This is a genomic window from Yoonia sp. TsM2_T14_4 (assembly GCF_049602355.1).
Classification (GTDB): Bacteria; Pseudomonadota; Alphaproteobacteria; order Rhodobacterales; family Rhodobacteraceae; genus Yoonia; species Yoonia vestfoldensis_A.
The window spans coordinates 2,608,031-2,633,959 of the sequence record NZ_CP187137.1 but is presented as its reverse complement, the minus strand read 5'-3'; the positions used below and the strand labels follow the sequence as shown (position 1 = coordinate 2,633,959).

Below are 25,929 nucleotides of genomic sequence, written 5' to 3'. Positions count from 1 at the left end.
GTCATTGGGATTTCGATCCCAGTTCCCTTCCTGTTGGCTACAGGAGACTAGCGTCGCAAGCGGTTCAATCCACTTGCGACGCTTTTTTATTGCAAAGGTGACGTCATGACGAACCGCCCTTCCACACCCTTTCTGGACAGTATCGCAGGCCCTGCTGACCTGCGCCGGATGAATATGACAGCGCTTGCCAATCTCGCGGATGATCTGCGCGCCGAGGTAATCTCGGCCGTATCCGAAACGGGCGGGCATCTTGGGTCGTCTTTGGGGGTGGTCGAATTGACCGTCGCCATTCACGCCGTGTTCGACACGCCGCGCGACAAGCTGATCTTTGACGTGGGCCACCAATGTTATCCGCATAAGGTGCTGACCGGCCGTCGTGACCGCATCCGCACCCTGCGCCAAGAAGGTGGGTTGTCCGGTTTCACCAAACGCAGCGAAAGCGAATACGACCCCTTTGGTGCCGCCCATTCCAGCACCTCGATTTCCGCCGCCCTTGGGTTCACTGTGGGCCGTGATCTGGGTATGCCCACGGGTGATGCGATTGCCGTGATCGGGGATGGCTCGATCAGCGCGGGCATGGCCTATGAGGCGATGAACAACGCAGGGTCCGAAGGACGGCGGTTGTTCGTGATCCTGAATGATAACGAAATGTCTATCGCGCCACCTGTTGGTGCAATGTCGAAATACCTGTCGGGTCTTTACGCATCGCCCTTGGGCGATCTGCACAAAATGGCCGAAGGGTTCGAATCCGTCCTGCCCGGCCCGATCCGTGACCATGCGCGGCGCGCGCGGCAGCTCGTGACTGGCATGCAATCGGGCAATACGGGCACCTTGTTCGAAAGCCTTGGGTTTTCCTATATCGGCCCGATCGACGGGCACGATATGTCCCAGCTTTTGCCGGTGCTGCGCGCGGCCAAGACCCGTGCCACCGGCCCCGTGCTGATCCATGTCTGCACCAAAAAAGGCAAAGGGTACGCTCCCGCCGAACAAAGCGCCGACAAATACCACGGTGTCGCGAAATTCAACGTGGCCAGTGGCGAACAGGCCAAATCGCGCCCCAACGCGCCCAGCTATACCAAGGTCTTTGGCACGGCGCTGACGGTCGAGGCGCAGCATGACCCACGCATCGTCGCGGTCACTGCCGCAATGCCCAATGGCACTGGGGTCGATATTATGGGCCAACGTTTTGGCAGCCGCGTGTTCGACGTGGGTATGGCCGAACAGCATGGCGTCACTTTTGCCGCAGGTATGGCAGCAAGCGGGCTGAAACCGTTCTGTGCGATCTATTCGACCTTCCTGCAACGCGGCTATGACCAGATCGTGCATGATGTTGCATTGCAAAACCTGCCTGTCAGGTTTGCCATCGACCGCGCTGGTCTGGTCGGCGCCGATGGCCCGACACATGCGGGGTCGTTCGATATCGGCTATTTGGCCGCCTTGCCCAATATGGTGGTTATGGCGGCAGGGGATGAATTGGAACTGATGCATATGGTGCGCACCGCCGCTGCCTATGACGAAGGGCCGATTGCGTTCCGCTATCCGCGCGGCGAAGGCGTCGGGCTGGACCTTCCCGAACGTGGCGAGATCATCGAAATCGGCAAAGGCCGGATCGTGCAGCAAGGTAGCGATGTTGCGATCCTGTCCTTTGGCGCACATCTGGATGAATGCCGCAAGGCCGCCCGCGCGCTGGAAACGCAGGGCGTATCGGTCACCATTGCGGACGCGCGGTTTGCCAAACCGCTTGACCGCGCGCTGATCCGGCAATTGCTGCGCCATCACAAGGCGCTGGTCACGGTCGAACAGGGCGCGCAGGGCGGTTTCGGGGCCATGGTGCTGCATGATCTGGCCAATGATGGGCTACTGGATGGGCGCTGTCAGGTCCGCACGATGACGCTGCCTGACCGCTATATCGACCATGCTGCCCCCGATGTGATGTATGCCGAGGCCGGGCTGACGGCCGTCGATATCGCCGCAACGGCGATGCAGGCGGCCAATATAGGTCTGCGCAAGGTGCAGTCCCGCGTGGTGGATCAGGGTTAAGCAGTCAGCCGCCCATCCTATTTGCCCTTGAACTGGACATCGTAAAGCTGCTTGAACTTGCCACCTGTCGTCAGCAGATCGTCGATCTTGCCGCGTTCGACGATCTGGCCATTTTCAAGATAGCAGATTTCATCCGCATTCATCACGGTCGACAGCCGGTGCGCGATGACGATGGTGGTCACACCGCGCGTGATGGATTCAAGCGCGTCGCGCACCAAGACCTCGGAATGGCTGTCGAGCGCGCTGGTCGCTTCGTCCAGCAGCAGGATTGGCGCCTGCCGCAGCACGGCCCGGGCAATGGACAGACGCTGGCGCTGGCCACCTGACAGGAATGACCCATTCTCGCCAATGATTGTGTCATAGCCATTGGCCAGCTTTTCGATAAATTCATGCGCATGGGCTACTTTGGCGGCGGCGATGGCCTCGTCCTGGGTTGCGCCCTCGCGGGCCAGAAGCAGGTTGTCCATCACGGTCCCCGCAAACAGGAACGTATCCTGCCCGACGAAAGCGATATTCGCGCGCAAAGAGCTGAAGGTCGCGGCCTTTATGTCCTGCCCGTCGATCAGAACATTGCCCTCGGTCGGGTCATACAGCCGCAAGAGCAGGTTCAGCAGTGTCGATTTACCACCACCCGAGGGGCCGACAAGCGCCGTCGTCTTGCCTGGCTGGAACGCCATGTTGACCGATCGCAGAACCTGTTCGTTGTCGCCATAGGCAAAACAGACATCCGACAGTTCAACCGCTCCCGGACCCACGACAAGCGGTACGGCATCAGGGCTTTCCAGCATGGTCTGCTTGGTATCCAGCAATTCATACATCATCCGGACGCCGACCATGTTGCTTTCGATGACGACCCGCATTTTCGACAGACGCATCGCCGGTTCATAGGACATCAGGAAAGCGGTGACAAAAGACATCAGCTGCCCCGCTGTTCCGGGCGCGCGGCCAAACAGATCAACCGCGCTGAGGACGACGATCGACGCGATGGCAAGGCCCGCCACGACATCCAGCAAGGGCATGGTCGCCGATTGCAGCTGAACGATCCGGTTGTTGCGGTCTTCGACCTGGCGGACCGCGGCCTCCATCCGGTTGGCCATGCTGGTTTCCAGTCCAAAGGCCTTGACCACCCGCGCACCCAGCGAGGTTTCCTGCACCACCCTGATAATCTCGCCCAGACCAGCCATTTCCTGCTGCATGACGTCCTGCACCAGCCGCAGGATGCGCTGCACCCCGTAAACCACGATGGGCGCCACGACGAGGCTGACCAGTGACAGCACCGGCTGTTGATAGACCATCACCGCAATCAGCCCGATCAGCGTCAAAAGATCGCGGATGAACCCCGCGACAATCGTGTCGATGATGGCGCGCGCAGATTGCGCGCTTTGCGTCACCTTCAACAGCAGGTCGGATGATGCATTGCTGTTGAAAAACGCAACGCCCTGGCCCAGCATCCGGTGGTAAATCTGCATCTGCTTTTGCGCGACAATCCGGTTGCCCGCCCGCGCCATCAGCACGGCCTGCACATACATCGCAACGCCACGAAACGCGAAAACAAGCGCGACGCCCGCGCCCACAGCCATCACCCGGCCCCGGTTGTCGGGTGTCGATAGTGCATCAATGATCTGGCCCATCATCCATGCCGTCGCTGCCGTCGCCGTCGCCACCAGCACCATCGCGCCTGCGGCGGCAAGATATTTCCAGCGATGTTCGTGAAAACTTTCCAGCAACAGACGCATGATCAGGCGATCCGCGGGTAAACGGGCCAGCCATCGCTCGTGCCATTTGGTCGGTGGTGCCATCTGCTCACATGTTCTTAATCCGGTTCAGAGGGTTCCTAAACCGTTTTGCGGATTTATGCGATAGCCACACCAACAACTTCTTGGTGACCCCGGCAGGATTCGAACCTGCAACCTGCCCCTTAGGAGGGGGCTGCTCTATCCTGTTGAGCCACGGGGCCGCCGGTTTGTTCAATGCCTGCGTTTGCTTGTCTGGTCAACGTCTCTCGGGCCAGCTAACCTTGGGCAAACGACAAGACAGGACCATGCCTTTGACCAGCGATCACAAACGCCCCCTGACCCTGCGCGATGTCTCTGAGGCATCGGGCGTCAGTGAAATGACCGTCAGCCGCGTCTTGCGCAACAAGGGCGATGTCAGTGCGGCAACCCGCCAAAAAGTGCAGGATGCGGCGAAACGCCTGGGCTATGTTCCCAACAAGATCGCGGGCGCGCTGGCGTCGTCGCGCGTCAACCTTGTGGCGGTGATCATTCCGTCACTGGGCAACATGGTGTTCCCCGAGGTGCTGGCCGGCATATCAGAAGTGCTGGAAGACACCGACCTGCAGCCCGTTGTCGGCGTCACGGATTACCTGCCCGAGAAAGAGGAAAAGGTCCTGTTCGAGATGCTGTCATGGCGGCCCTCTGGCGTCATCATCGCGGGGCTTGAACATTCCGAGGCGTCGCGCGCCATGCTGCGGCAGTCGGGCATTCCCGTGGTCGAGATCATGGACACCGATGGCGATCCGATTGACGCCTGCGTCGGCATTTCGCACCGGCGCGCGGGCCGCAAGATGGCCGAGGAAATCATCGCCGCCGGCTATAAAAAGATCGGGTTCATGGGCACCAAGATGCCGCTGGACCACCGTGCGCGCAAACGTTTCGAAGGGTTCACCCGCACGCTGGCCAAGGCCGGGATCGAGATTGCGGATCAGGAATTCTATTCCGGCGGGTCCGCACTGGCCAAAGGCCGCGAAATGACCGCCAAGATGATCGCGCGCAGTCCTGATCTGGATTTTCTGTATTATTCCAATGATATGATCGGCGCGGGCGGTTTGCTGTATCTGCTGGAACAGGGTGTCGCGATCCCCGATCAAATCGGGCTTGCCGCGTTCAACGGCGTGGAATTGCTGGACGGTCTGCCGCGCCAATTGGCAACGATGGATGCCTGCCGCCGCGAAATCGGGGTCAAGGCTGCGCAGATCATCGTGGCGCGCAATCAGGGGCTGGCGCGCGAGGATGAAACCACCGTCACGCTGAGCCCGAAATTGTCACCGGGCGAAACATTGCGGCGTAGCTAAACCATCTTGATCACGTTCTTGTCGATGGCCAGCATATAGCCTTTGCGCGCGATGTTCTTGATCAGCAATTCGCTGACCAGCTGATTGCCCAAAGTATCGCGCAGGCGCTTGATGCGGGTGGCCCCCGCCGCTTCGTCGCAATCCGATGGGTCGCGGCCTGAAATCACGCCTTCGATTTCGGCGCCTGACAGCACCTCGTCATCCATCCTTGCTTCGGCCAGGACAGACAGGGTTTCAAGGGCGGCATCCGTCAGTTTGAATTCGAAATCGTTCAGATAAACCGATTTCTGGTCGCGGCTGATCAGCAGGGAATTCACCTCGATCCCCTGCCGTTCGATCCGGCCCATCCGGCGGTTCAGCGCGATCAGCATGACCAAAAAAGCGACGGCAGTGACCAAAAGGGCGGTTGCAAAGATCAGCAGCACGAAGATCACGAACCGATAAGACGCGAGAGTATCCGAAAACGCGGTGCCAGATTGCGCAAGGATTTCCAGCAGCTTGATTTCCGCATTGCCCGTCAGCGTGTCGTTTTCCACGAACAGCCGTTCGACCCGCATGTTGAACGCATTGGCGTCGGGCAGGCTCATGAACAGCAAAACCGCTGTGATACCCAAGACCAGCACGATGGCGGCAATGCCTGCCACCACGATCCGGTTGCCGATTTCGCGCGATTCAGTAGCGGAGGTAAAACTCACCGGCGCTGTCCCTTCGTTCTTCCAGCCCGGACTCGTCAAAGACCCCAAGCACATTCAACAATTGCCACCCGTCGCGGGCCAGAGCGTCACGCAGCTGTGCCTCGGCGGTCGCAACACTGCAATCGCCGCGGACTTCGGTCACACCGTAATGCAGCCGCAGGGGATTGTCCTGCTTGGCTTTATAATCAGCATAACACGCCGCCTGCGCGAAAGTTGCGGACAGACAAAAGATCAGGAAAGAGAAGGAAAAGAATTTCATCGGTCGATCTCATCCCAAATCATGCGGCTATTCAATAGCATCAATCGTACGCGCCTGCACGATGTCATGGCCAGCCCTTGATATTGTCTGACAAAGCCAGATTGCAGCAAAGCTAACGCACGGCATGGCGCGGTGCCTTGTCCCAGTTACCGCGCTGTTCGGGGGCAGAGTGTCAGGTCTGACGCTCTGCCCCTTTTTTCTTGCGCTTGCGGCACTCCTGAGGTCACTGGGCGCATGACATTGCCTGATTTTTCTTTCGAAGACACGGCCCATGGCCGTGGCCATCTGCGGATCGCAGGGGTGGACGAGGTCGGGCGTGGCCCGCTGGCCGGGCCGGTTGTGGCGGCGGCGGTGGTGCTGGACCCAGCGTGCCTGCCTGCCGGATTGAACGACAGCAAGAAACTGACCCTTGACCGGCGCGAGGCGTTGTTCTCGCAGATCATGGATAGCGCCGATGTCAGCATCGCGCAGGCCAGCGTGGCCGAGATCGACAGCAATAACATCCTGCGCGCCTCGCATCTGGCGATGCTGCGCGCGATTGCCGGATTGGCCACCCCGCCTGACCATGTCCTGATCGACGGCAACATGGTGCCACGCGGTCTGACACTGTCGTCCGAAACGATCGTCAAAGGTGACGCGCGGTCGCTGTCGATTGCGGCTGCGTCTATCGTGGCAAAAGTGTGGCGTGACCGCCACATGGTGGATTTGGCGCAACAGTTTCCGGGTTATGGCTGGGAAGCGAACGCCGGATATCCGACGCCTGCGCATAAATTGGCGCTGGTCACCCTTGGTGTGACCCCACACCATAGGCGTTCGTTCAAACCCGTCCACAATATCTTGTATCAAGATAAAATCATAAGTGATTGATTCAATAAAGGTTTTGACAGCGAATCATCTCTGACTCAGATTGGGGCCAACCAAAGAGCGGGCAATCCGCCGGGGCAATGAGGCGAACATGACGGTCAAGACCAAAGCAAAGGTGGCGCAAGCGCTGCCATTGAATACAATTATCGACGGCGATTGCATCGCGGTCATGAACAGCCTGCCGGCAGGATCGGTGGATCTGATCTTTGCCGATCCGCCCTATAACTTGCAGTTGAAAGGCGATCTGCACCGCCCCAACAATTCCAAGGTCGACGCCGTTGACGACGCCTGGGACCAATTCGACAGTTTCGCCGCCTATGACCGCTTTACCAAGGCGTGGCTGGCCGCCGCGCGCCGCCTTTTGAAACCCAATGGCGCGATCTGGGTGATTGGCAGCTATCACAATGTGTTCCGCATGGGTGCGGAATTGCAAAACCAAGGTTTTTGGATTTTGAACGATGTGGTCTGGCGCAAATCCAACCCGATGCCCAATTTCCGTGGCAAACGCCTGACCAATGCGCATGAAACGCTGATCTGGGCGTCCAAGGAAGAGGCCAGCAAATACACCTTCAACTACGAGGCGCTGAAATCGCTGAACGAAGGCGTGCAGATGCGTTCTGACTGGGTGCTGCCTATTTGCACCGGCCACGAACGGCTCAAGGACGACCAAGGCGACAAGGCGCATCCGACACAAAAGCCGCAATCCTTGCTGCACCGCGTGATCGTGGGCACAACCAATCCGGGCGATGTGATCCTTGATCCATTCTTTGGCACCGGCACCACGGGGGCGGTGGCCAAGATGCTGGGCCGCGATTTTATCGGGATCGAACGCGAAGCCGCCTATCGCAAGGTTGCAGAAAAACGCATCGCCAACACCCGCAAATTCGATACCGAAGCGTTAGAGGTGTCCTCATCCAAACGATCCGAACCGCGTGTTGCCTTTGGCGTCCTGGTCGAACGCGGCATGTTGCGCCCGGGCGAGGAACTCTGGTCCATGAATGGTCGCCACAAGGCCAAGGTCCGTGCCGACGGCACGCTGATCGGCGATGACATCAAAGGGTCGATCCATCAGGTCGGTGCGCATCTGGAAGGCGCGCCAAGCTGTAACGGCTGGACCTATTGGCAATTCAAACGCGACGGCCAGAAAGTGCCGATTGATCTGCTGCGTCAGCAGATCCGCTCCGAGATGGAGAAACACTAAGTTTTACCAAAGTTGATACCGCCGGTGCCTGCGGTGAACCCAGCCATGGTGGTAGGGGCTGCAGGCGCTAACTTTGCCCCGTCATCGCAAGATGGCCGGGTTTTTTATCGTGGCATTGGATTTCGCGCATATTTATATGGCTGCCAGTTCCTGATTTCTGGATAGAATGCCGCGCGCCAGTCACTGATCCGCGGGTGCATCACCTTGCGCCACAAAGGCGGCACTAGCGCCATCATCGTCATCACCGGATAGCCATAGGGCAGTTGCGGGGCTTCATCCTCGGCGTAGGTTTGCAGCAAGGGGAAACGGCGGTCAGGTTTGTAATGGTGGTCGGAATGGCGTTGCAGGTTGATCAGCAGCCAGTTGGATGCGCGCTGCGACGCGTTCCATGAATGGCGCGGTTTGACATGTTCATATTTGCCGTCGCCCAGATGTTTGCGCGTCAGCCCATAATGTTCGACGTAATTCACCAGTTCGAGCTGGAAAACCGCCCAGAACGCCTGTGTCGCGAACAAGAACACACCCCCCAGCCCCCCGATATAGGCGGCAAGCCCCAGAAACATCAGTTGCAGCGCCAGATACCGCCAAAACGGGTTGGACAGGTGGGTGGCAGGCAGGTCTTTGCGCGCCAGCATAGCCTTTTCCGCGCCAAACGCCGAGACAAAGCATTGATACAGCACGCGCTGGAAAAACCGGTAAAAGCTTTCGCCATAGCGCGCTGTGACCGGATCGCGCGGGGTGGCGACATAGCGGTGATGCACCAGCATATGTTCGGACCTGAAATGCGAATAGAACACCGAGGCCAGCAAAATATCCGCCAGCCAGCGTTCGGTCTTTGGCTTTTGATGCATCAATTCATGCGCATAGGTGATCCCGATGGTCCCCGACAGGATGCCCAGCCCTGCAAACAGCGCCCATGCCTCGCCCCGGCCCAGATGGTCGGTGTTCACGACATAATGCAGCACGCCAAAGATCGTTACCAATTGCAACGGCGTCCAAAGCAGCGTGATCAGCTTGTGCCAGAACAAGGCCTTTTCAGGGGTTGCAGGATCAGGGTTCACCTTGTCCAGCCCGACAACATAATCGAGGCCCGAAAACAGCCACCATGTCGTCAGCGGCAGCAACAGCAATGCCCAACCGCCCTGCGTTGCGACAAAGACCGCAAGCGGGATCAACCCGAGCGACAACCAGAACGGCAAGGCCGACGGGATAGGGCCGGTTTCGGGCGCTGCGGATGGCGTCATCGGCATGTGATCCTTTCGTGCTCCGGTTGTGTGACCTTAGCTGTAATGATGCTGCCTCTCAATCACTCTGCACCAGATCGGCAACCAAATCGTAAACCTTGCGCATGGCTGTGGGCAGGGCCGCAGGGCTGAAATCCTGCTTTGCGATGAAATGCCCACGGTCGGGCTGCGCGTCCAGCGGCACTTGGGCCAGCATGATCTGCAGATGCAGATGAAAATGGGTAAAGGTGTGGCGCGCTTGGGCCTCGACCGCTGTCCAATCGGCGTTGATCGGTGGCGCGGGTGCCGGATCATCCGTCCAATCACTGCAAGGCCAGCCCAGCATCCCGCCCAAAAGCCCGCTTTCGGGGCGCGTTTCCAGCAGGACCGCCCCATCCGCGCGCCGCGCGACATAGGCGATCCCGTATCGCGTCGGTGTCTTTTTCTTGGGCGTCTTGCGTGGCAGATCGGTGGCGGTGCCTGCGATCCGCGCGGCACAGGGCGCGCGCCATGGGCAAATCCCGCAGGCCGGATTGCGCGGGGTGCAGATCGTGGCACCAAGGTCCATCACCGCCTGCGCGTAATCGCCTGCACGGTGCTGGGGTGTCAGCGCACGGGCGCGGCCGGTCAGTTCCGGTTTCGCGGCAGGCAGGGGCGTGTGGATGTCGAACATCCGCGCCATGACGCGTTCCACATTGCCATCGACCACGGTTTCGGGCGCATCAAACGCGATGGCTGCAATGGCCGCCGCCGTATAGGGGCCGATGCCGGGAAGGGTCAGCAAGGTCGCGTGATTGCGCGGAAACGTGCCGCCATGCTCGGCCACCACGACCCGCGCGCATTTGAGCAGGTTGCGCGCGCGCGCATAATAGCCAAGCCCCGCCCAAGCGGCCATCACAGCGGCATCATCCGCTGCCGCCAGATCGCGTACGCTGGGCCAAAGTGCTGTGAACTTGCGGTGATAATCGCGCACCGCGGCGACGGTGGTCTGTTGCAACATCACTTCTGACAGCCAGATGGCATAGGGGTCGGGGGCGACACCTGCCTTGCGATCCGCTGGCGGCACACGCCACGGCATGGCGCGGGCGTGACGGTCGTACCAGTCCAGCAAGGCAAAGCTCAGATCGTGCAAGGCGGTTTCCCCCATTTGCGGCAGCGCAGGCTTGGCGCAGGTCCAGACATAAGGTAATGCAAAGCCATGAAACAGCCACGCGCCAATGGCACGACCTATGGTTTTTCGCGCGCCGCCGCGCTGATGCAGACCCGCATCCGCAGCGCCAGCGAAAAGCGCGGTTTTGCCGTGACCCGCCTGTTGACCCATTGGGCCGAGGTTGTGGGCGCCGCCACAGCGCAGATCGCGACGCCGGTGAATGTGAGCTATGGCAAGGGTGGGATGGGGGCGACGCTGACCTTGCTGACCACCGGCGCGCAGGCCCCGATGCTGGAAATGCAAAAAGACCAGATCCGCGATAAGGTGAACGCCTGTTACGGCTACCGCGCTATTGCACGGGTGCGGATCACACAGACAGCACCTACGGGCTTTGCCGACGGGCGGGTGGCCTTTGCGCCTGCGCCCAAACGTGTAACGCAACCCAGCGCAGACGTGATTTGCAAAGCGACTGCCTTGTCTGAGAATATAGACAACGATGATTTACGGGCCGCCTTGGCCAGACTTGGTAGCCACGTGCTTGCGAAACAACAGAACTAAACAGAGGTAGACATGAAACGCAGAACGCTTTTGGCCGCCGCCGGTGGCGCAGCCTTGATCTCCGGTGCCGGCTGGCTGATCGGACGCCCTGATCCCGTGACCGGCCTGCTGCCTGGTGCGGCCAATGCCCAAGCTGCCGATGGTGCCTTGCCGCAGGTTATCGAAATGGTGCTGGGCAATCCTGATGCCGCCGTCGAAGTGATCGAATATGCGTCCTTCACCTGCCCGCATTGCGCGTCTTTCCACGCTGACCAGTTCAAGCAGATCAAGGAAAACTATATCGACACGGACAAGATCCGCTTTGTCTATCGTGAAGTGTATTTCGACCGGCCCGGCCTTTGGGCATCGATGATCGCGCGCAGCACGAACAATCCGGATTTCTTCTTTTCCTTTGCTGGCATGTTGTATGAACAGCAGCGCTCTTGGCTGGCGGGCGGCGATCCTGTCGTGATCGTCGAAGAACTGCGCCGGCTGGCCAAGGTCGCGGGTTTGGATGACGCAGCGCTTGATGCGGCACTGTCCAATGGGCCCAAAGCAGAGGCACTGTTTACCTGGTATCAGGCCAATGCAGAACGTGACGGGATTAGCTCGACCCCGAGCTTCTTGATTGACGGGCGGCTTTACAGCAACATGGCCTACCCCGAATTCGCGGAAATCCTGGACGCGCGGATCGGCTAAAGCCCCAGCCGGTCAAAGGCTGCATCCAGCGCGGACCAATCCGTCAGATGCAGCCGGACCGGCAGCGTCAGCACCTGCATCCGAAAGGCGTCGGGCAAACGCACGGCGTCTTTTTCCGTTGTGACCAGCTGCGCGCGCTGGACCTGCGCCTCGATCTGCAACCGCTTGATCAGCGCGGGCGTCAGGGGTTGGTGATCGGCCAAGCCTTCGGTGCGGACAACATCGGCCCCCATATCGCGCAGGGTGCGAAAGAATTTTTCAGGATGCCCGATCCCCGCAAAGGCCAAAAGGCGCAGGTCGCGCCACGGCATGCCCGTGGGCAGCGGGGCCAGATGGCCCACCAGATGCGGCAGGGCGATGGGCCAGTCTGCGGCAAACCTGTCCTGCGCTTCGGGCGGGCCGATTGACAACAGTAGATCCGCGCGTGCCAGCCCGCGCGCCACCGGTTCGCGTAAGGGGCCAGCAGGGATCACCCGCCCGTTGCCAAAACCGCGCAAGGCATCGACAACGACGATAGACAGATCCTTGGCCACATCGGGGTTCTGGAACCCGTCATCCAGCAAGATCACATCCGCCCCCGCCGCCTGTGCTGCGGCAACGCCGGCCGCACGGTCGCGCGCGACCCAAGTTGGGGCAAAGGCCGCCAGCAACAGGGGTTCATCGCCGGTCTGATCCGCCTTGTGCTGGCGTTCGTTCACTTGCACCGGCCCGGTCAGCGACCCGCCATAGCCGCGCGACACCACATGCGGATTGCGCCCACGTGCGCGCAGCCGGTCGATCAGGGCGATGGTTGTGGGCGTCTTGCCGGTGCCGCCCGCATTCAGGTTGCCGATGCAGAGCACCGGCACAGTGGCGCGCAGCTTGGCGGGCCTGCGCAGACGCACCGCAGTTGCCGCAGCATAAATCCAGCCCAGTGGCGCCAACAGCCGCGCGGTCAGCGCGGGGCGTTGCGGCGGCGTGAACCAAAAGTCCGGCGCGCGCATCAGGCTACCCTGTCTTCTAGCCGCTGACGGATCAGCGACACGATCTGGTTCGTCACATCGGCCCCGCGCGACGTGACATCCCATGCCGCATGGGCCATCGTCGCGGCCTTGTCGGGGGATAGCAAGGATTCCACCGTGGGGCCAAGCGTGTCAGCAGACCCGATCAACCGCGCAGCGACAGCGGCGGTCAACCGCGCGGTGTGACGCTGATAGGGCGCGACATGCGGCCCATGAAGCACCGCAGACCCAAGGGCCGCCGGTTCAAACGGATCACGGCACCCGCCACCAAACAATGTGCCGCCCAGATAGGTGACCGGCGCGATCCGGTACCACAGCCCCAGATCAGGCTCGGTATCAACGACAAAGACCTGCGTTGGTTCGGATGGTTCGGGGTTTTCTGATCGCAGCGTGACGTGAAATCCGAACTGGCGCATGTCTTCGCCCAGTTGCAGCGCGCTGTCGGGCGTGTCGGGCACGATGATCAGCAGCAGGCGGTGCGCGCGGCGTCCTGCCTCCAGATGGGCACGGCAGAGCGCCTTGCAATCGTTCGCGCGCGCCGCCGCGGCCAGCCAGACAGGCCGCGTCCCGATAGCGGCGGACACATCGCGGCGGTCAGCCTCGGTGCAGGGCAGCACAGGGCTGCAATCTTCCATCAGCCCGGTGACGACGATGCGGGCCTGCGGTGCGCCTGCGCTGATCAGCTTTTCGGCTGAGGCTGAATCAACCGCGAGAACCGTGTCAAAGCCAGATAGCAAGGACCGGATTGCCCCCGGCACCCAGCCGCCCGCCACATGGTCGATCCCGTCAGCCGTTGCATCGACAAGAATGCTTGGCACGCGGGCAGACTGGATCGCGTCCAGCAACACCAGATCCAGATCGCCGCGCATCCAGATCGCCAGCATCGGTCGCCAATGCGCCAGAAAGGCACGAATCTTGTCCTTGCCCTTGGGTTCGGGCCAGGCGCGGCCCGCCAGTGACGGGTTCCAATCCGAAACGGTCACGATGATCTGGATTGCGTCAGCATCATCCGAGAGCTTGCGTTGCAAGGTTTCAATCGCGGTCAATTGTTCGGGCCGGCTGCACCGCGCCCAGACAATCGCGCCGTCAGGCCGGTCGGGATAGGCCGTCTGCGAGGCGTCAGGGCTGCTGCGCCGAAGCCCTGCCATATAGGCCGCGATTTTAAGGGATCGCGCCATGATCCTGCCCCTTGCCTTGCGTCAGCCGCCCAGTTCCTCGGTCGTGGAGCCTGCGGTTTCTTCGTCACGCAGGCGGTGGATATGGGCGATGAAATACCGCATATGCGCATCATCCACGGTTCGCTGGGCGGCGGCTTTCCATGCATTAAAGGCGGTCTGATAATTGGGGAACATCCCCACGATATCAATTGCCGCGACATCCTTGAATGCATTCTTGGTCGGATCGACAAGTTCGCCGCCAAAAACCAGGTGCAGGCGCTGTGTCATCGGGAAATCCTCGCGTTACTGTGGTTGTACGGACCCTAGTGGTTCGCGCGCGCAGGCTCAAGCCGCGCCGAGATATCGGCGTGTAAATCATTCCCTGCCGCGATGACGCCCGGCACCTGCGGATGTGCATTGTTGAACATCAGCGGCAGGCCGCGCGCATCGGTGACGGTGCCGCGCGCCTCGGCCACGATCAGCGCACCGGCGGCGATGTCCCATTCCCAGCTGGGGCGCAGGGTCAGCATCGCGTCGAACCGGCCCTGTGCCACAAGACATAGCCGATAGGCCAGCGATGACCGGAACGCCTGTTGAAACGGCGGCAAGGTCGCGCCCTTCCACAATGCGGGCGCGAAATTTGGCTTCGACGCCAGCACCCGCGCCTGATCAATCGCTGACCTGCTGACGCTGATTGTCTGGTCATTGGCCTGCGCACCCATGCCTGCGGCGGCGGTGAACATCAGGTCATGCAGTGGCAGATAGACGGCAGCGGCGACAACGGCACCGTCTTCCACGATGGCCAGCGAATGGGACCAGTCCTTGGTCCCGCCGATAAAGGCCCGTGTGCCGTCGATCGGGTCGATCACGAACTGGCGCGCCGTGGACAGGCGCGCGGGGCCGTCTTGTGATTCCTCGGACAGCCAGCCGTAATCGGGGCGTTTGTCGCGCAGGAAATCCGCGAGCATAAGGTCCACGGCCAGATCGGCCTCGGTCACGGGACCGGCACCGCCCGGTTTGTCGGTCACCTGCGGCGATTTGCCGAAATATCCTGTGGCGATGGTCCCCGCCTTGCGCGCGGCGGTGACCAGCAGGGTCAGATCACTCTCCCGCAAGGGTCAGACCTTCGACCAAGAGCGATGGGACAGCGCGCGACAGATGCAGCTGCGCGTCATTGGCGGGGATCAGGGTCAGCAGCATGTCGCGCAGATTGCCCGCGACGGTACATTCGTTGACCGGATAGGCAATTGCCCCGTTTTCCACCCAAAACCCCGCCGCCCCGCGCGAATAATCACCTGTATTGGGGTTGATCGTGGACCCGATCATCGAGGTCACCAACAGCCCCGTTCCCATCTGTGCGATCAGGTCGTCGCGCGATGCGCTGCCTTGCGTCATGGCGACATTGGTCAGGCTGGGCGCGGGTGGCGCGCCGGTGGATCTTGCCGCATTGGCCGTGCTGTCCAGCCCCAGTTTGCGCCCGGTGGCAAGGTCCAGCGTCCAGCCCGTCAGCACCCCGTCATCGACAATGGCGCGGCGCGCGGTTGGCAGACCTTCGGCATCATATAGCCGCGATCCGGACACGCGCGCGCGGTGCGGGTCTTCGATCACTGACAGCCCCTTGGGCAGCACCTGCGCGCCAAGTGCGTCGCGCAGCCAGCTTGACCCGCGCGCGATGGCCGCACCATTGGTAGCCTGCAACAGATGGCCGATCAGGGAACTCGCGACGCGTTCGTCAAACAGCACCGGATAGGCGCCCGTCTTGGGGCGGCGCGCGCCGCTGCGTTCGACGGCACGTGCGGCGGCGCGGGTGCCGATGGCATCGGCATCGCGCAGGTCAGCGCGGAACACGCGGTTGTCGTAATCATAATCGCGCTCCATGGCGGTGCCGGTCCCGCTGATTGCCACGCAGGACAGGCCGCTGTCGGTGCGGGTATAGCCTGCGGAAAAGCCGTTGGTCGCTGCCAGATGCACGCGGCGGCGGGAATATCCGGCAGAGGCCGATTGCACCTGCGCCACGCCTGCATTGCGCAGCGCCGCAGCCTCGGCGCGGGCAGCTTGGTCTTGCAGTATCGCGGGATCGGGTTCCTCGGCGGGGTCATGCATTTCCAGCGCGGCATTATCCGTCACCTGCGCCAGTTGCGCGGGGTCGGCAAGGCCCGCATGCGGGTCTTCGGGGGCTTCTTTTGCCATGGCCACGGCGCGTTCGGCCATCTGGCGCAATGTGTCGGGCTTGATGTCGGACGACGACACGCAGGCCTGCCGTTTGCCGATCAGAACCCGCAAACCGATGTCGATGCCTTCGGACCGTTCGGCGTGTTCCAACACGCCGCCCCGCACGTCGATCGACAGCGACGTGCCGTCCACCGCGATCGCGTCGGCGGTATCGGCGCCGGCCTTGCGGGCAATGTCGATCAATTGGTGGGTCAGGTCGGACAGGGAATGTGTCATTGGGCTTCCTTTGCTTGCAGCAGAGCTAGCGCGCGGGCAGGGGTGCTGCAAGGCCGCGACACGACGTGCGAACGGCGCGCCGACAGAGCGACGCGCCGCAATATTGACAGGACTGGATCAGCGGATTCGCTGCCCGTTGGCCAGAACCTGCCCGTCGCCGGTGATTTCCAGCTGGCTTTCGAGTTGATCGTCGCCGGTGGACCGCGCGAACATGCCCATCATCATGCGCGGGGCCATCATCTGGTCGGCGGGGACCAGACCCATGGTGACCAGATTGTCCAGCAACCCGTTCAGGCCGTTGATCTGCACGCGCAGCGCGCCTTCTGGGCGAGGCAGCGGGGCGAATGTCACCATATCGCTGTTGTCAAAGCTAAAGGCCCCGTCGCCCGTGACGGTGGCACCGGCAACCGCGATATCAAGATCGGTCAGCGTTACTTCGGACAGTTCGAACGGCATGTAGCTGTTCATCACCGCCTGTTCCTGCGCGGGGTCCATCATGTCGAACAGCGGACGGGCGAGACCGGCAAGGCCGATCTTGATCGTCGCCGGATCGCGCGGCAGCACATTGGTTGGATCGAACAGCGACCAGATCATGTCGCTGACCGTCAGATCCGCCAGCTCGATACCAAAGGCAAAGGGCTGTGCGGTCTCGGACGCCGCCAGAGGTATGTCCAAGTTGAACCCATAGGCCGACAGGCCGATTTCAACAGGGAAAGGGGCCGCCGCCGATACGATCGTTGCTGCGACATCGGTGGTCCGCCCGGAATAGGCCAGCCGGTCGGCGCTGATCTGGGTTGCCAGCATACCGGAACCGGCACTAACCGACCCCGCCATCTGATCGCCTTCGGCATTGATGTCGAATACATAGTCGCTTTTGCCAACGGTATAGCCACCTGACATCGACGTGCCATTAGTGAAATAATCGTCGGCGTTGATCATCACACCATCAAGCGGCATCTTGATCTCGGCCTGCATGTTCAGCCCGTTGATCTTGCCGCCCAGGGTGATGTATTCGCCCGCCGCTTGCGGGATCTGCACATCGACAAGGATATCGACCGATTCGACTGCTCCGGCATAGGTCAGCTCGCGCATATCGCCCTGACGGCTGGTATAGCTGCCCGTCAGGCGGTTGCCGGTCATGCTGACATCACCGTCAAAGGTGAAATCACCATCGACGACACTGTCCAGCGCAATCCTGTAGCTGTTGGCGCTGACGGCATAATCAATCGCGTCGCTGGTCCCGCTGACAGTCATTTCCAGACCCGTCTGGGTGACCAGCACGGTGGCGGTCATGCCTTGCCGGTCGGTCAGCACGATGGGAAAGCTGTCTTGCATCGTCACGCGCACGCTGCCGTTACCCTGTTCGGCAAAGCTCACGTCGCCAATCGTGGCACGGATTGTCACATCATCTTCGGTCATGGTCAGCGCGACGTCGCGCACGGTCAGCGTGTCGCCCGCCATATCCTCTGCTCCGACGGACAGGCTGTTGGGGCCGTAGACGGACAGCTGCGCTTTCCAGTCGTCCCACACCTGCCGGGCCGTCACCTCGGCAAGGGCGGTGTTTGCGGTCAACAGCGCCGCCAGACAGACAGCACCGCGCAAAGTCGTTCTAAAGGTCATCAAGATCCCTTCCGTTCTGGGTTTGCCCCTCCGGCCCACGTCTTCCAACACGGGCCAAGGAAGGATAGCATCTGCAAAACTGTTACCCATCCGCAGGCCAGACCGAAAGGGATTGATGTGAAAAAGTTCGATATGATGGGCAAAACCGTGCTCATCACGGGGGCCAGCCGTGGCATCGGCGAGGCTGCTGCGCGGGAATTTGCCGCTTGTGGCGCGAATGTCGCCCTGATTGCGCGCAGCATTGACGATATCGCCCAAATTGCAGGCGAGATCGGGGAAAAGGCGCTGGCGATTCCCTGCGACGTGTCGCGGTATAACGAGGTCGAACAAGCTGTTGCCGCCACGGCCCAGACATTCGGCGGGCTGGATGTGTTGATCAACAATGCCGGTGTTGTTGATCCGATGGGCTATTTCGCCGATCTTGACCCCGAAGCATGGGCGCGCACGGTGGATATCAACCTCAAGGGGGTGATGTACGGGATGCGCGCGGTTTTGCCCGGCATGATCGCACAGGGGCATGGCACGATCCTGAATATATCCTCTGGGGCGGCGCATAATCCGGTGCATGGCTGGACCGCCTATTGCGCGTCCAAGGCGGGTGCCTACATGCTGACCCGCACCGCCGATCTGGAATGCCGCGCCCAGGGGCTGCGGATCATGGGCCTGTCGCCCGGCACCGTTGCCACGAAAATGCAGCGCGACATCAAGGAATCAGGCGTCAGCCCTGTCAGCCAGCTGGATTGGTCGGTGCATATCCCGCCCGAATGGCCCGCCAAGGCGCTGGTCTGGATGTGTACGGATCAGGCCGACCCCTATCTGGGACAGGACGTCAGCCTGCGCGAGCCTGCTATTCGCAAGATGGTGGGTCTGACATGATCCGCACAGATAGGGACGCTGACAGCCTGATCGTCACGATCGACCGGCCCGACAAGGCGGGTGCGCTGACGCCCGCCATGCTGACAGAACTGGCCGATATTGCCGATGGTGCGCGCGATGCAAAGCTGCTGATCCTGACCGGCACGGGCCGCGTGTTCAGCGCCGGTGCCGATCTGGACGCCGCCCGCGCAGGGCTTGCGACCGATCCGGTCTGGGAACGGCTGTCGGGTGCCATTGCGGCCTGCCGTGGGCTGACCATCGCTGCCTTGAACGGCACGGCGGCGGGCGGGGCGCTGGGCATGGTGCTGGCCTGCGATCTGCGGATCGCGGTGGCGGGGGCGCGATTTTTCTATCCGGTGATGAAACTGGGCTTTCTGCCGCAACCGTCCGATCCGATGCGGCTGGCGCGGCTGGTCGGGCCTGCGCGGGCCAAAATGATCCTGATGGCGGGCCAAAAAATCGACGCAGACACCGCGCTTGGCTGGGGCCTGATCGACCGGATCGTACCGGATGATGCGCTGGTGCAGACCGCCCATGATCTGGGAGTGGATGTCTGCGCGGCTGCCCCCGCCCATGTGACCGCCATCAAGCGGATGATCGACCCCGCATGACCGACCTGATCGTGATCGGCGCAGGCCCGGCCGGTCTGATGGCGGCAGAAATGGCCGCCGCGCAAGGCATGTCCGTCACAATCGCGGACGCGATGCCGTCGGTCGGGCGCAAGTTTCTGATGGCGGGCAAATCCGGCCTGAACCTGACCAAGAACGAAGATATGCCTGCATATCTGGCCGCTTTTGGCCTCTTGCCCGACAATTTACGCGCCATTCTGGCCGATTTTGGCCCGCAGGCCGTGATGCGCTGGGCAGAAGGACTGGACCAGCCCCTGTTCACCGGATCGACAGGCCGGGTGTTTCCCAAGGCGATGAAAGCCTCGCCCTTGCTGCGCGCATGGCTGGCGCGGTTGGGGAATGCAGGCGTGACCGTGCAAACCCGCTGGCGGTGGCAAGGCTGGCAAGGCGATGCGCTGGCCTTTGACACGCCCGCAGGCGCGCAGATGATCAGCGCCAAGGCGGTCGTGCTGGCGCTGGGCGGGGGCAGTTGGGCGCGGCTGGGGTCGGACGGCGCTTGGATGCGGCATCTGCCCGATGTCACGGCCCCCTTTGCGCCTGCGAATATGGGGTTCATGGTGGACTGGTCGCCGCATATGGCACGCCACCTTGGCGCGCCGGTCAAGGCTGTGGCAATGATGGCAGGGGCGGTCACGACGCGGGGTGAATGCATCATCTCTGCCCGCGGGGTCGAAGGCGGCGGCATCTATGCGCTGTCGCGCGCGATGCGCGAAGGTGCGCCGCTGGTCATGGACCTTTTGCCCGACTGGACGCTGGCGCAGGTGCGCCGCGCGTTGGCGAAACCGCGCGGCAAGGCGAGCGTCACCAACCACCTACGCAAGGTGCTGCGGCTGGACCCCGTGCGCCTTGCCCTGCTGGCGGAATTCGGGCTGCCCTATCCAGATGACCTCGCCCCGCTGATCAAGGCGCTGCGTGTCTTGCACGCAGGCCCCCGCCCGCTGGACGAGGCGATCTCCACAGCGGGCGGCGTGCGGCTGGATGCGCTGACCGATGACCTGATGCTGCGCGCCCGCCCCGGCGTGTTCTGCGCCGGTGAAATGCTGGATTGGGAAGCGCCGACAGGCGGCTATCTGATCAGCGCCAGCATGGCGACAGGGCGACAGGCAGGGCTAGCGGCTGCGGCTTACGCCAAAAGCCGCTGAAACGCGGGGCGGTCGCGCATGCGCTGCTGATAGGCCAGCACGGGTTCTGGGGTAATGTCGAACTTGATCGCCATGCCCCAATTCAGGCAATGGGCGCACAGGATATCCGCAATCGTGAATTCATCCCCCATCAGGCAATCGCCCGCGATGCGCGGGGCCAGACGGTCAAGGCTGCGCGCCCATTCCCAGCGCAAACTGTCCTTGATCGCGGGCTGGCGCTGGGCCTCTGGCAGAATGAAACTGTGTTTTGCCGCCATCCACAGGATCGCGTCCATTTCGTCCAGCACAGTATGCATCAGCGCGTCGTGATGCGCGCGCTGGGTGGTGCCAGGGGCCGGGATCAAGGCACCGTGGCGGTCGGCCAGATAGGTCATAATCGCGGTGGAATCCGTCAGCGTCGCGCCATCCGCGATCAGCACAGGCACCTTGCCGGACGGGTTCAGCGCCTTGACAGCATCCGACCCCGGCATGTCGGGCATGTGGTCGTAAGGCGCGCCCAATTCCTCCAGCGCCCAAAGCACCCTTAAGGCGCGCGACTTTTTCGGACCAATAACCTTATACATGCTGTCTCCCCCCTGCTTTTGCGGCATAAGGCGGCGTCACGCGGGGCTTTGCAAGGCAATTTGCCGGTTTGGTGGCATTTGTTCAGGGCAGGCAGTGTTGCATTTTTTCAGACAGACTGTTGCAATCCGGCACCTTTCTGGCGGACAAAATCCGGTCAAATGCTGCATCCGGCGCAATAGGGCGGCCTGTTTCCAGCAAAATTCCAGCAGGCAACAGCGGGAACAACCAGTATTTATTGGGTTAATCCGTCCCAACAGATCATCCGATGCGTGTAGGCGGTTTCCCCCGATCTGGGCCGTCTTCAAGCCGCGCTTTTGCGATCCTGGCACAGAGTCTTGGTTTTCTCAAAATGGACTGATTTAAGAGGACAATGTGGATAGCCACGCCGTGGCACACCACCCGTGCATCAATAGGAGGACCGACATGCGCCTTACAACTACTCTCGCTGCATCCGCAGTTATCGCCGTTTCCGCCGTCGCCGCAAATGCAGGCAGCCTTGCCCCAACCACGATGGAAGCTCCCGTCGTCGTGATGGCAGAGCCAGCACCAGCCGGTTCGTCCGTCAACCCTTCTTTCGTCGTTGTCGGCGTTCTGGCGGCCCTGCTGATCGCAGCTGCTGCTGACTGATTTCTGACGCCGGCCAAACGGTTGTATCACGAAAGGCAGACCTTCGGGTCTGCCTTTTGCGTCAGCGCCGCGCCATCATCGCAAGGCGGATCAGCGTGCGTTCCATCAGCGCCGCCTGCGGCGCGGTGCTCGCGGATCGCAGTTGCAGATCGGTATCCGTCAGCGCGGTCAGCGCCTTTTCCAGACGGTCGCGGCCCCAGTGGCTGACCTGTCGCGCGATCTTGTCGCGGCGGGGGCCATAGACAGGCGGGCGCAACCGCGCGACACCGGCGCTGGCCCCGCCCGGATCGGACGCCACAACATGCAACCGCCGGAAATGCCGCATCGCCCCGATGCATAGCGTGACCGGCGTGACCCCTTGGGCATATAACCCGCGCAGCACAGGCCCAAGCTGGTCGACCTGCCCCGCTGTCACCACGTCAAGCACATCGTCAACATCAACCTCGGCTGATTGGGGCGCATTGGCCATGACATCTGCGATGGTCAAAGGCGTGGCATCGCCCTGTTTGTACAGCCCGACCTTGTCCACCGTTTGCCGGAAATCGCCCGGTTCCAGCGTCCCCGCCAGCGCGAACAGCGCGTCCATCACGTCGCGGCCGGGTTGGTCCAGCCCTGCATCGGCCAAGGCGCGCGCGATGTCGGACATGCTGGGTGGATCATCATAGATGCCGATGGCCATGGCGTTGCGGTGGCTTTCGAACGCTTTGCGCAGGGCCGATTTGGCAGTCAGCTGACCTGCGGTCACGACCAGTTGCGCATCGCCCGGGCGCCAGTCGGTCAGTGCTGCCTCGATCAGTTTGGACAGGGTGTCGGTCGCATCCTCCACAAAGGCGACGCGATGACCCGGAAAAAACCCCTGCGCCTTGATCGCATCGTCCAAAAGGGCGGCATCCTTGCGCAGGTCTGCGGCATTGATGCGGGTCAGACGCATTTCCTCATCGCCTTGCGGGCCGACAAGGGCGGCAATCGCCTGCTGGCGCTTGGTCGCTACGCGCATTGGATCGGCGCCAAAGATCAGCAACCCCGCATGCGCCGGATCGGGCTTGCGCAGGTAACCGGCGGCGGCATCGCCCGCCAGTTTCATCGCGGCAGGTCCGGCGCCAGCAGCAACAGGCTGCTGACGATCATATCGGCCAGCGCCACGGACAGGCGGGCAGTCGCGTCGGTCTCGGCGGCTTGGGTTGCCGTGGTCGATCCGGTGGCGGCATAGCTGGTAAAGGTTTCGTGGCGGCCATTGGCAAGCGTTTCGCCGCTCGTGGCATGGGTCAAGACCCATGTGACGGTGCCCACCACGTTGAAACGCTGGTTGTCCCCCGATGTCGTGATCGCCAGACTGCGCCGCCGGTCGGTGATCTGCGCGCGCAGCACATAGAGCGGCGCATCCGCGACACCAAGCCGTTGTTCCAGCCTTTCACGCAGGCGGAACCCCGGCACGGTGTCGCGTGTCTCGAATGCGATCCGGCCGCGCAGGATCGTGTCATCACCATAGACCGGCGCAAACCCGCAGCCGCCAAGGGCAATAAGGCCCAGTAGCAACAGGCGGCGGGAAGGGGTCTTAGATAACAATGTTCACAATCCGTCCGGGCACCACGATCAATTTCTTTACACTAGCGCCGTCCAGCGCCTTTTGCACCACATCCAGTGCCAGCACGGCGGTTTCCACCGTTTGCGCGCTGGCATCGGCTGCCACGACAATCTCTGTCCGGCGTTTGCCGTTGATCTGCACCGGCAGGGTCACGGTATCGGACACCAGCATCGCGGGGTCGGCAACCGGCCAAGGTGCTGTGGCGATTAGCCCTTCGCCGCCAAGGCTGGCCCAGATGTCTTCGGCCAGATGCGGGGTCATGGGGGACATCAGCTGTGCCAGCACCAGCGCCGCCTGCCGTTTGGTCGCGGCCGCGGCCGTGGATTTGCCCAAAGTATTGGTAAATGCGTAAAGTTTCGCAATCGCCGCGTTGAAACCAAAGGTTTCCAGCCCCATCGTCACATCATGGATGCAGCGGTGCATGGCGCGCAGCAGATCATCATCGCCGGTGCCGGTTGCATCAGGGGCCGCCGCGATTTCAGAGGCGATCCGGTAAACGCGGGCAAGGTGCTTATAGGTCGCATCCGCCCCCGACGCCGTCCATTCGACATCACGTTCGGGCGGGCTGTCGGACAAAACGAACCAACGCGCGGTATCGGCGCCATATTGCGCCAGAATATCGTCAGGATCGACGACGTTCTTTTTGGATTTCGACATCTTGGCGGACGGGATCACCTCGACCACCGTGCCATCGGCCAGTTTGCCGTTCTTCACGTCCTGCGGAAAGTGATAGACAGGCCGGCCCGCAGTATCGCGGGTCATGTAAATCTCATGCGTCACCATGCCTTGCGTGAACAGCGCGTTGAACGGTTCAATCGCGGTATCGGGCAGATGGCCGGTGATCTGCATCGCGCGGGCAAAGAACCGGCTGTAAAGCAGGTGCAGGATCGCATGTTCGATGCCGCCGATATACTGGTCCACGTTCATCCAATAGGCCGCGTCGTCCATATTCGTGGGCGTCGGCGCATGGGGGGCGGTGAAGCGGGCGAAATACCATGACGAATCGACGAATGTGTCCATCGTATCGGTTTCGCGCAGGGCGGGCGCACCGCAAGCAGGGCAGGCGCAGTCGCGCCATGTCGGGTGGCGGTCCAGCGGATTACCCGGCACGTCGAAAGTGACGTCATAGGGCAATTCAATCGGCAGGTTTTCTTTCTTTTCCGGTACGGCACCGCAGGTATCGCAATGCACGATGGGAATGGGGCAACCCCAATAGCGTTGGCGCGACAGGCCCCAGTCGCGCAGGCGGAATTTGGTGACACCTCCGCCGATGCCGTTGGATTCGCAATAGGCGATGGCGGCATCGACGGCCTGTTCGCCAGTCTGCCATGCGTCACCTGCAAAGCCTTTGGTATAGAATACCTTTTCGGTCTTGGGCGGTACATAGGCGGTGGCCAGATCGGCAGGCGCATCCGCATCCGGCAGAAACGTGGCGATGATCGGCAACCCGTATTTGGTGGCGAAATCGAAATCGCGCTGATCATGCGCGGGGCAGCCGAAAATCGCGCCTGTGCCGTAATCCATCAGGATGAAATTGGCGATATAGACCGGCAGATCAGGCTGGCCTGCCATCGGGTGCTTGACCGTCAGGCCGGTATCCAGCCCCAGCTTTTCGGCCTTTTCGATGGCCTCGGCCGTGGTGCCACCCTTGCGGCATTCGGCGCAGAAGGCGGCGACCTTTGCGTCCTTGGCTTCCAATTCCTTGGCCAGCGGATGGTCGGGCGAGATGCCGACAAAGGACGCGCCCAGCAAAGTGTCGGGGCGGGTGGTGTAAACCTCGATCTGGCCGCCATCGGTGCGGTCAAACGCGAATTGCAGCCCGCGCGATTTGCCGATCCAATTGGCCTGCATCAGTTTCACCTTGGCAGGCCAGTTATCCAGCCCGTCAATCGCCGCCAGCAATTCCTCGGAATAGTCCGAAATCTTGAAGAACCATTGCACCAGTTCGCGGCGTTCGACGTCGGCACCGGACCGCCAGCCCTTGCCGTCGATGACCTGTTCGTTGGCCAGCACGGTCATATCGACAGGGTCCCAGTTCACCACGGCCTTTTTGCGGTAAATCAGCCCCTTGGACAGGAAATCAATGAACAGGGCCTGCTGCTGGCCGTAATATTCGGGATCGCAGGTGGCAAATTCGCGGGTCCAATCAATGGACAGGCCCAGCGGCTTCATCTGCGCGCGCATGTCCGCGATGTTCTGATAGGTCCAGTCCTTAGGGTGGCCGCCCGACGCCATTGCCGCGTTTTCGGCGGGCATGCCGAACGCGTCCCAGCCCATCGGGTGCAGCACGTTATGGCCGGTCGCCAGCTTGTACCGCGCGATCACATCGCCCATCGTGTAATTGCGCACATGTCCGATATGGATGCGCCCCGACGGATAGGGGAACATTTCCAGCACATAATATTTGGGTTTGTCCGCGCTGCGGTTGGCGGTGAAGATCTGGCCCTTGGCCCAGATGTCCTGCCATTTTGGTTCGATTGCAGCGGGGGAATAGGGGGTCATTATCGGGGTCTTTCACGGGGGTAAACTTGGGGGCAAA

General features: G+C 61.7%; 25 protein-coding genes and 1 tRNA gene. 10 read left to right on the top strand and 16 right to left on the bottom strand.

What is annotated here, in order from left to right; translation table 11 throughout:
• Positions 1 to 105: 105 nt before the first annotated feature.
• Positions 106 to 2,040 (top strand): 1-deoxy-D-xylulose-5-phosphate synthase, encoded by a 1,935-nt coding sequence (dxs, locus tag ACPF9B_RS13095; RefSeq protein WP_424177915.1) that lies wholly within the window; start codon positions 106 to 108, stop codon positions 2,038 to 2,040.
• A gap of 17 nt (positions 2,041 to 2,057) precedes the next feature.
• Here dxs and ACPF9B_RS13090 read toward each other — a convergent pair whose 3' ends face one another.
• Together ACPF9B_RS13090 and ACPF9B_RS13085 are read right to left on the bottom strand one after the other, a co-directional pair.
• Entirely contained in the window at positions 2,058 to 3,839 is a 1,782-nt protein-coding gene (locus ACPF9B_RS13090; RefSeq protein ID WP_424177913.1) for an ABC transporter ATP-binding protein, read from the bottom strand.
• An 81-nt stretch (positions 3,840 to 3,920) separates the two neighbouring features.
• Positions 3,921 to 3,997, bottom strand: a tRNA-Arg gene (locus ACPF9B_RS13085).
• An 84-nt stretch (positions 3,998 to 4,081) separates the two neighbouring features.
• Between ACPF9B_RS13085 and ACPF9B_RS13080 the strand changes: the two genes are divergently transcribed.
• Positions 4,082 to 5,113: a LacI family DNA-binding transcriptional regulator gene (locus tag ACPF9B_RS13080; protein ID WP_007206420.1), complete on the top strand. Its 1,032-nt coding sequence runs from the start codon at positions 4,082 to 4,084 to the stop codon at positions 5,111 to 5,113.
• Here ACPF9B_RS13080 and ACPF9B_RS13075 read toward each other — a convergent pair.
• On the bottom strand, positions 5,110 to 5,760 hold the full coding sequence (locus ACPF9B_RS13075) for a winged helix-turn-helix domain-containing protein (protein WP_007206421.1): 651 nt from the start codon (positions 5,758 to 5,760) through the stop codon (positions 5,110 to 5,112). The genes ACPF9B_RS13080 and ACPF9B_RS13075 overlap by 4 nt on opposite strands.
• 25 nt (positions 5,761 to 5,785) lie before the next feature.
• Positions 5,786 to 6,067 (bottom strand): hypothetical protein, encoded by a 282-nt coding sequence (locus ACPF9B_RS13070; RefSeq protein ID WP_007206422.1) that lies wholly within the window; start codon positions 6,065 to 6,067, stop codon positions 5,786 to 5,788.
• 234 nt (positions 6,068 to 6,301) lie between these two features.
• Here ACPF9B_RS13070 and ACPF9B_RS13065 point away from each other — a divergent pair, with 234 nt between their 5' ends.
• Both ACPF9B_RS13065 and ACPF9B_RS13060 read left to right on the top strand, forming a co-directional pair.
• The gene (locus ACPF9B_RS13065; protein ID WP_424177911.1) at positions 6,302 to 6,934 is read left to right on the top strand and encodes a ribonuclease HII; all 633 of its coding nucleotides are present in this window, start codon (positions 6,302 to 6,304) and stop codon (positions 6,932 to 6,934) included.
• Between the two features lie 88 nt (positions 6,935 to 7,022).
• A complete protein-coding gene (locus ACPF9B_RS13060) occupies positions 7,023 to 8,132 on the top strand; it encodes a site-specific DNA-methyltransferase (RefSeq protein ID WP_040482967.1) in 1,110 nt (369 codons plus the stop codon).
• Positions 8,133 to 8,236: 104 nt separating this feature from the next.
• On the opposite strand, the gene ACPF9B_RS13055 is transcribed toward ACPF9B_RS13060, so the two are convergent.
• Positions 8,237 to 9,382: an alkane 1-monooxygenase gene (locus ACPF9B_RS13055; protein WP_424177909.1), complete on the bottom strand. Its 1,146-nt coding sequence runs from the start codon at positions 9,380 to 9,382 to the stop codon at positions 8,237 to 8,239.
• A 52-nt stretch (positions 9,383 to 9,434) separates the two neighbouring features.
• Entirely contained in the window at positions 9,435 to 10,502 is a 1,068-nt protein-coding gene (gene mutY, locus ACPF9B_RS13050) for an A/G-specific adenine glycosylase (protein WP_424177907.1), read from the bottom strand.
• A 51-nt stretch (positions 10,503 to 10,553) separates the two neighbouring features.
• Here mutY and ACPF9B_RS13045 point away from each other — a divergent pair, with 51 nt between their 5' ends.
• Both ACPF9B_RS13045 and ACPF9B_RS13040 read left to right on the top strand, forming a co-directional pair.
• Positions 10,554 to 11,063 (top strand): DUF721 domain-containing protein, encoded by a 510-nt coding sequence (locus ACPF9B_RS13045; protein ID WP_424177905.1) that lies wholly within the window; start codon positions 10,554 to 10,556, stop codon positions 11,061 to 11,063.
• Positions 11,064 to 11,075: 12 nt separating this feature from the next.
• Complete coding sequence (locus ACPF9B_RS13040) at positions 11,076 to 11,741, top strand: DsbA family protein (RefSeq protein WP_007206428.1); 666 nt, start codon at positions 11,076 to 11,078, stop codon at positions 11,739 to 11,741.
• Here the strand turns inward: ACPF9B_RS13040 and lpxK are convergent.
• From lpxK to ACPF9B_RS13010, 6 genes are all read right to left on the bottom strand, one after another.
• Complete coding sequence (gene lpxK, locus ACPF9B_RS13035; RefSeq protein ID WP_007206429.1) at positions 11,738 to 12,724, bottom strand: tetraacyldisaccharide 4'-kinase; 987 nt, start codon at positions 12,722 to 12,724, stop codon at positions 11,738 to 11,740. The genes ACPF9B_RS13040 and lpxK overlap by 4 nt on opposite strands.
• Entirely contained in the window at positions 12,724 to 13,920 is a 1,197-nt protein-coding gene (locus ACPF9B_RS13030; RefSeq protein WP_424177902.1) for a 3-deoxy-D-manno-octulosonic acid transferase, read from the bottom strand. The genes lpxK and ACPF9B_RS13030 overlap by 1 nt, the downstream gene beginning before the upstream one ends.
• Before the next feature lie 21 nt (positions 13,921 to 13,941).
• Entirely contained in the window at positions 13,942 to 14,187 is a 246-nt protein-coding gene (locus ACPF9B_RS13025) for a DUF4170 domain-containing protein (RefSeq protein ID WP_007206431.1), read from the bottom strand.
• A gap of 35 nt (positions 14,188 to 14,222) precedes the next feature.
• Positions 14,223 to 15,014 carry a 3'(2'),5'-bisphosphate nucleotidase CysQ gene (locus ACPF9B_RS13020; protein ID WP_424177899.1) on the bottom strand — a complete coding sequence of 264 codons (792 nt, stop codon included), beginning with the start codon at positions 15,012 to 15,014 and terminating at the stop codon, positions 14,223 to 14,225.
• Positions 15,001 to 16,347, bottom strand: coding sequence for a TldD/PmbA family protein (locus ACPF9B_RS13015; RefSeq protein ID WP_424177897.1), 1,347 nt, complete (start codon positions 16,345 to 16,347; stop codon positions 15,001 to 15,003). The genes ACPF9B_RS13020 and ACPF9B_RS13015 overlap by 14 nt, the downstream gene beginning before the upstream one ends.
• Before the next feature lie 117 nt (positions 16,348 to 16,464).
• Positions 16,465 to 17,967 (bottom strand): DUF2125 domain-containing protein, encoded by a 1,503-nt coding sequence (locus ACPF9B_RS13010; protein ID WP_424177895.1) that lies wholly within the window; start codon positions 17,965 to 17,967, stop codon positions 16,465 to 16,467.
• A gap of 117 nt (positions 17,968 to 18,084) precedes the next feature.
• On the opposite strand from ACPF9B_RS13010, the gene ACPF9B_RS13005 reads away from it, so the two are divergent.
• The 3 genes from ACPF9B_RS13005 to ACPF9B_RS12995 are packed head-to-tail and all read left to right on the top strand — an operon-like array spanning position 18,085 to position 20,614.
• Positions 18,085 to 18,843: an SDR family oxidoreductase gene (locus ACPF9B_RS13005; RefSeq protein ID WP_424177893.1), complete on the top strand. Its 759-nt coding sequence runs from the start codon at positions 18,085 to 18,087 to the stop codon at positions 18,841 to 18,843.
• Positions 18,840 to 19,454 (top strand): enoyl-CoA hydratase/isomerase family protein, encoded by a 615-nt coding sequence (locus tag ACPF9B_RS13000; protein WP_007206436.1) that lies wholly within the window; start codon positions 18,840 to 18,842, stop codon positions 19,452 to 19,454. Before ACPF9B_RS13005 ends, ACPF9B_RS13000 begins: the two co-directional genes overlap by 4 nt.
• Positions 19,451 to 20,614, top strand: a complete 1,164-nt coding sequence (locus ACPF9B_RS12995) for a TIGR03862 family flavoprotein (RefSeq protein WP_424177891.1) — start codon at positions 19,451 to 19,453, stop codon at positions 20,612 to 20,614. The genes ACPF9B_RS13000 and ACPF9B_RS12995 overlap by 4 nt, the downstream gene beginning before the upstream one ends.
• Here the strand turns inward: ACPF9B_RS12995 and ACPF9B_RS12990 are convergent.
• Entirely contained in the window at positions 20,596 to 21,177 is a 582-nt protein-coding gene (locus tag ACPF9B_RS12990; protein ID WP_424177889.1) for a glutathione S-transferase family protein, read from the bottom strand. The genes ACPF9B_RS12995 and ACPF9B_RS12990 overlap by 19 nt on opposite strands.
• A 424-nt stretch (positions 21,178 to 21,601) precedes the next feature.
• On the opposite strand from ACPF9B_RS12990, the gene ACPF9B_RS12985 reads away from it, so the two are divergent.
• Complete coding sequence (locus ACPF9B_RS12985; RefSeq protein ID WP_131494598.1) at positions 21,602 to 21,805, top strand: hypothetical protein; 204 nt, start codon at positions 21,602 to 21,604, stop codon at positions 21,803 to 21,805.
• A 61-nt stretch (positions 21,806 to 21,866) separates the two neighbouring features.
• Here the strand turns inward: ACPF9B_RS12985 and holA are convergent, their stop codons facing one another.
• From holA to leuS, 3 genes are read right to left on the bottom strand one after another with little or no spacing between them, the layout of a single operon-like run.
• Positions 21,867 to 22,889 (bottom strand): DNA polymerase III subunit delta, encoded by a 1,023-nt coding sequence (holA, locus tag ACPF9B_RS12980; RefSeq protein ID WP_424177887.1) that lies wholly within the window; start codon positions 22,887 to 22,889, stop codon positions 21,867 to 21,869.
• Entirely contained in the window at positions 22,886 to 23,371 is a 486-nt protein-coding gene (lptE, locus tag ACPF9B_RS12975; protein ID WP_424177885.1) for an LPS assembly lipoprotein LptE, read from the bottom strand. The genes holA and lptE overlap by 4 nt, the downstream gene beginning before the upstream one ends.
• Entirely contained in the window at positions 23,361 to 25,892 is a 2,532-nt protein-coding gene (leuS, locus tag ACPF9B_RS12970; protein ID WP_424177883.1) for a leucine--tRNA ligase, read from the bottom strand. Before leuS ends, lptE begins: the two co-directional genes overlap by 11 nt.
• Positions 25,893 to 25,929 lie beyond the last annotated feature (37 nt).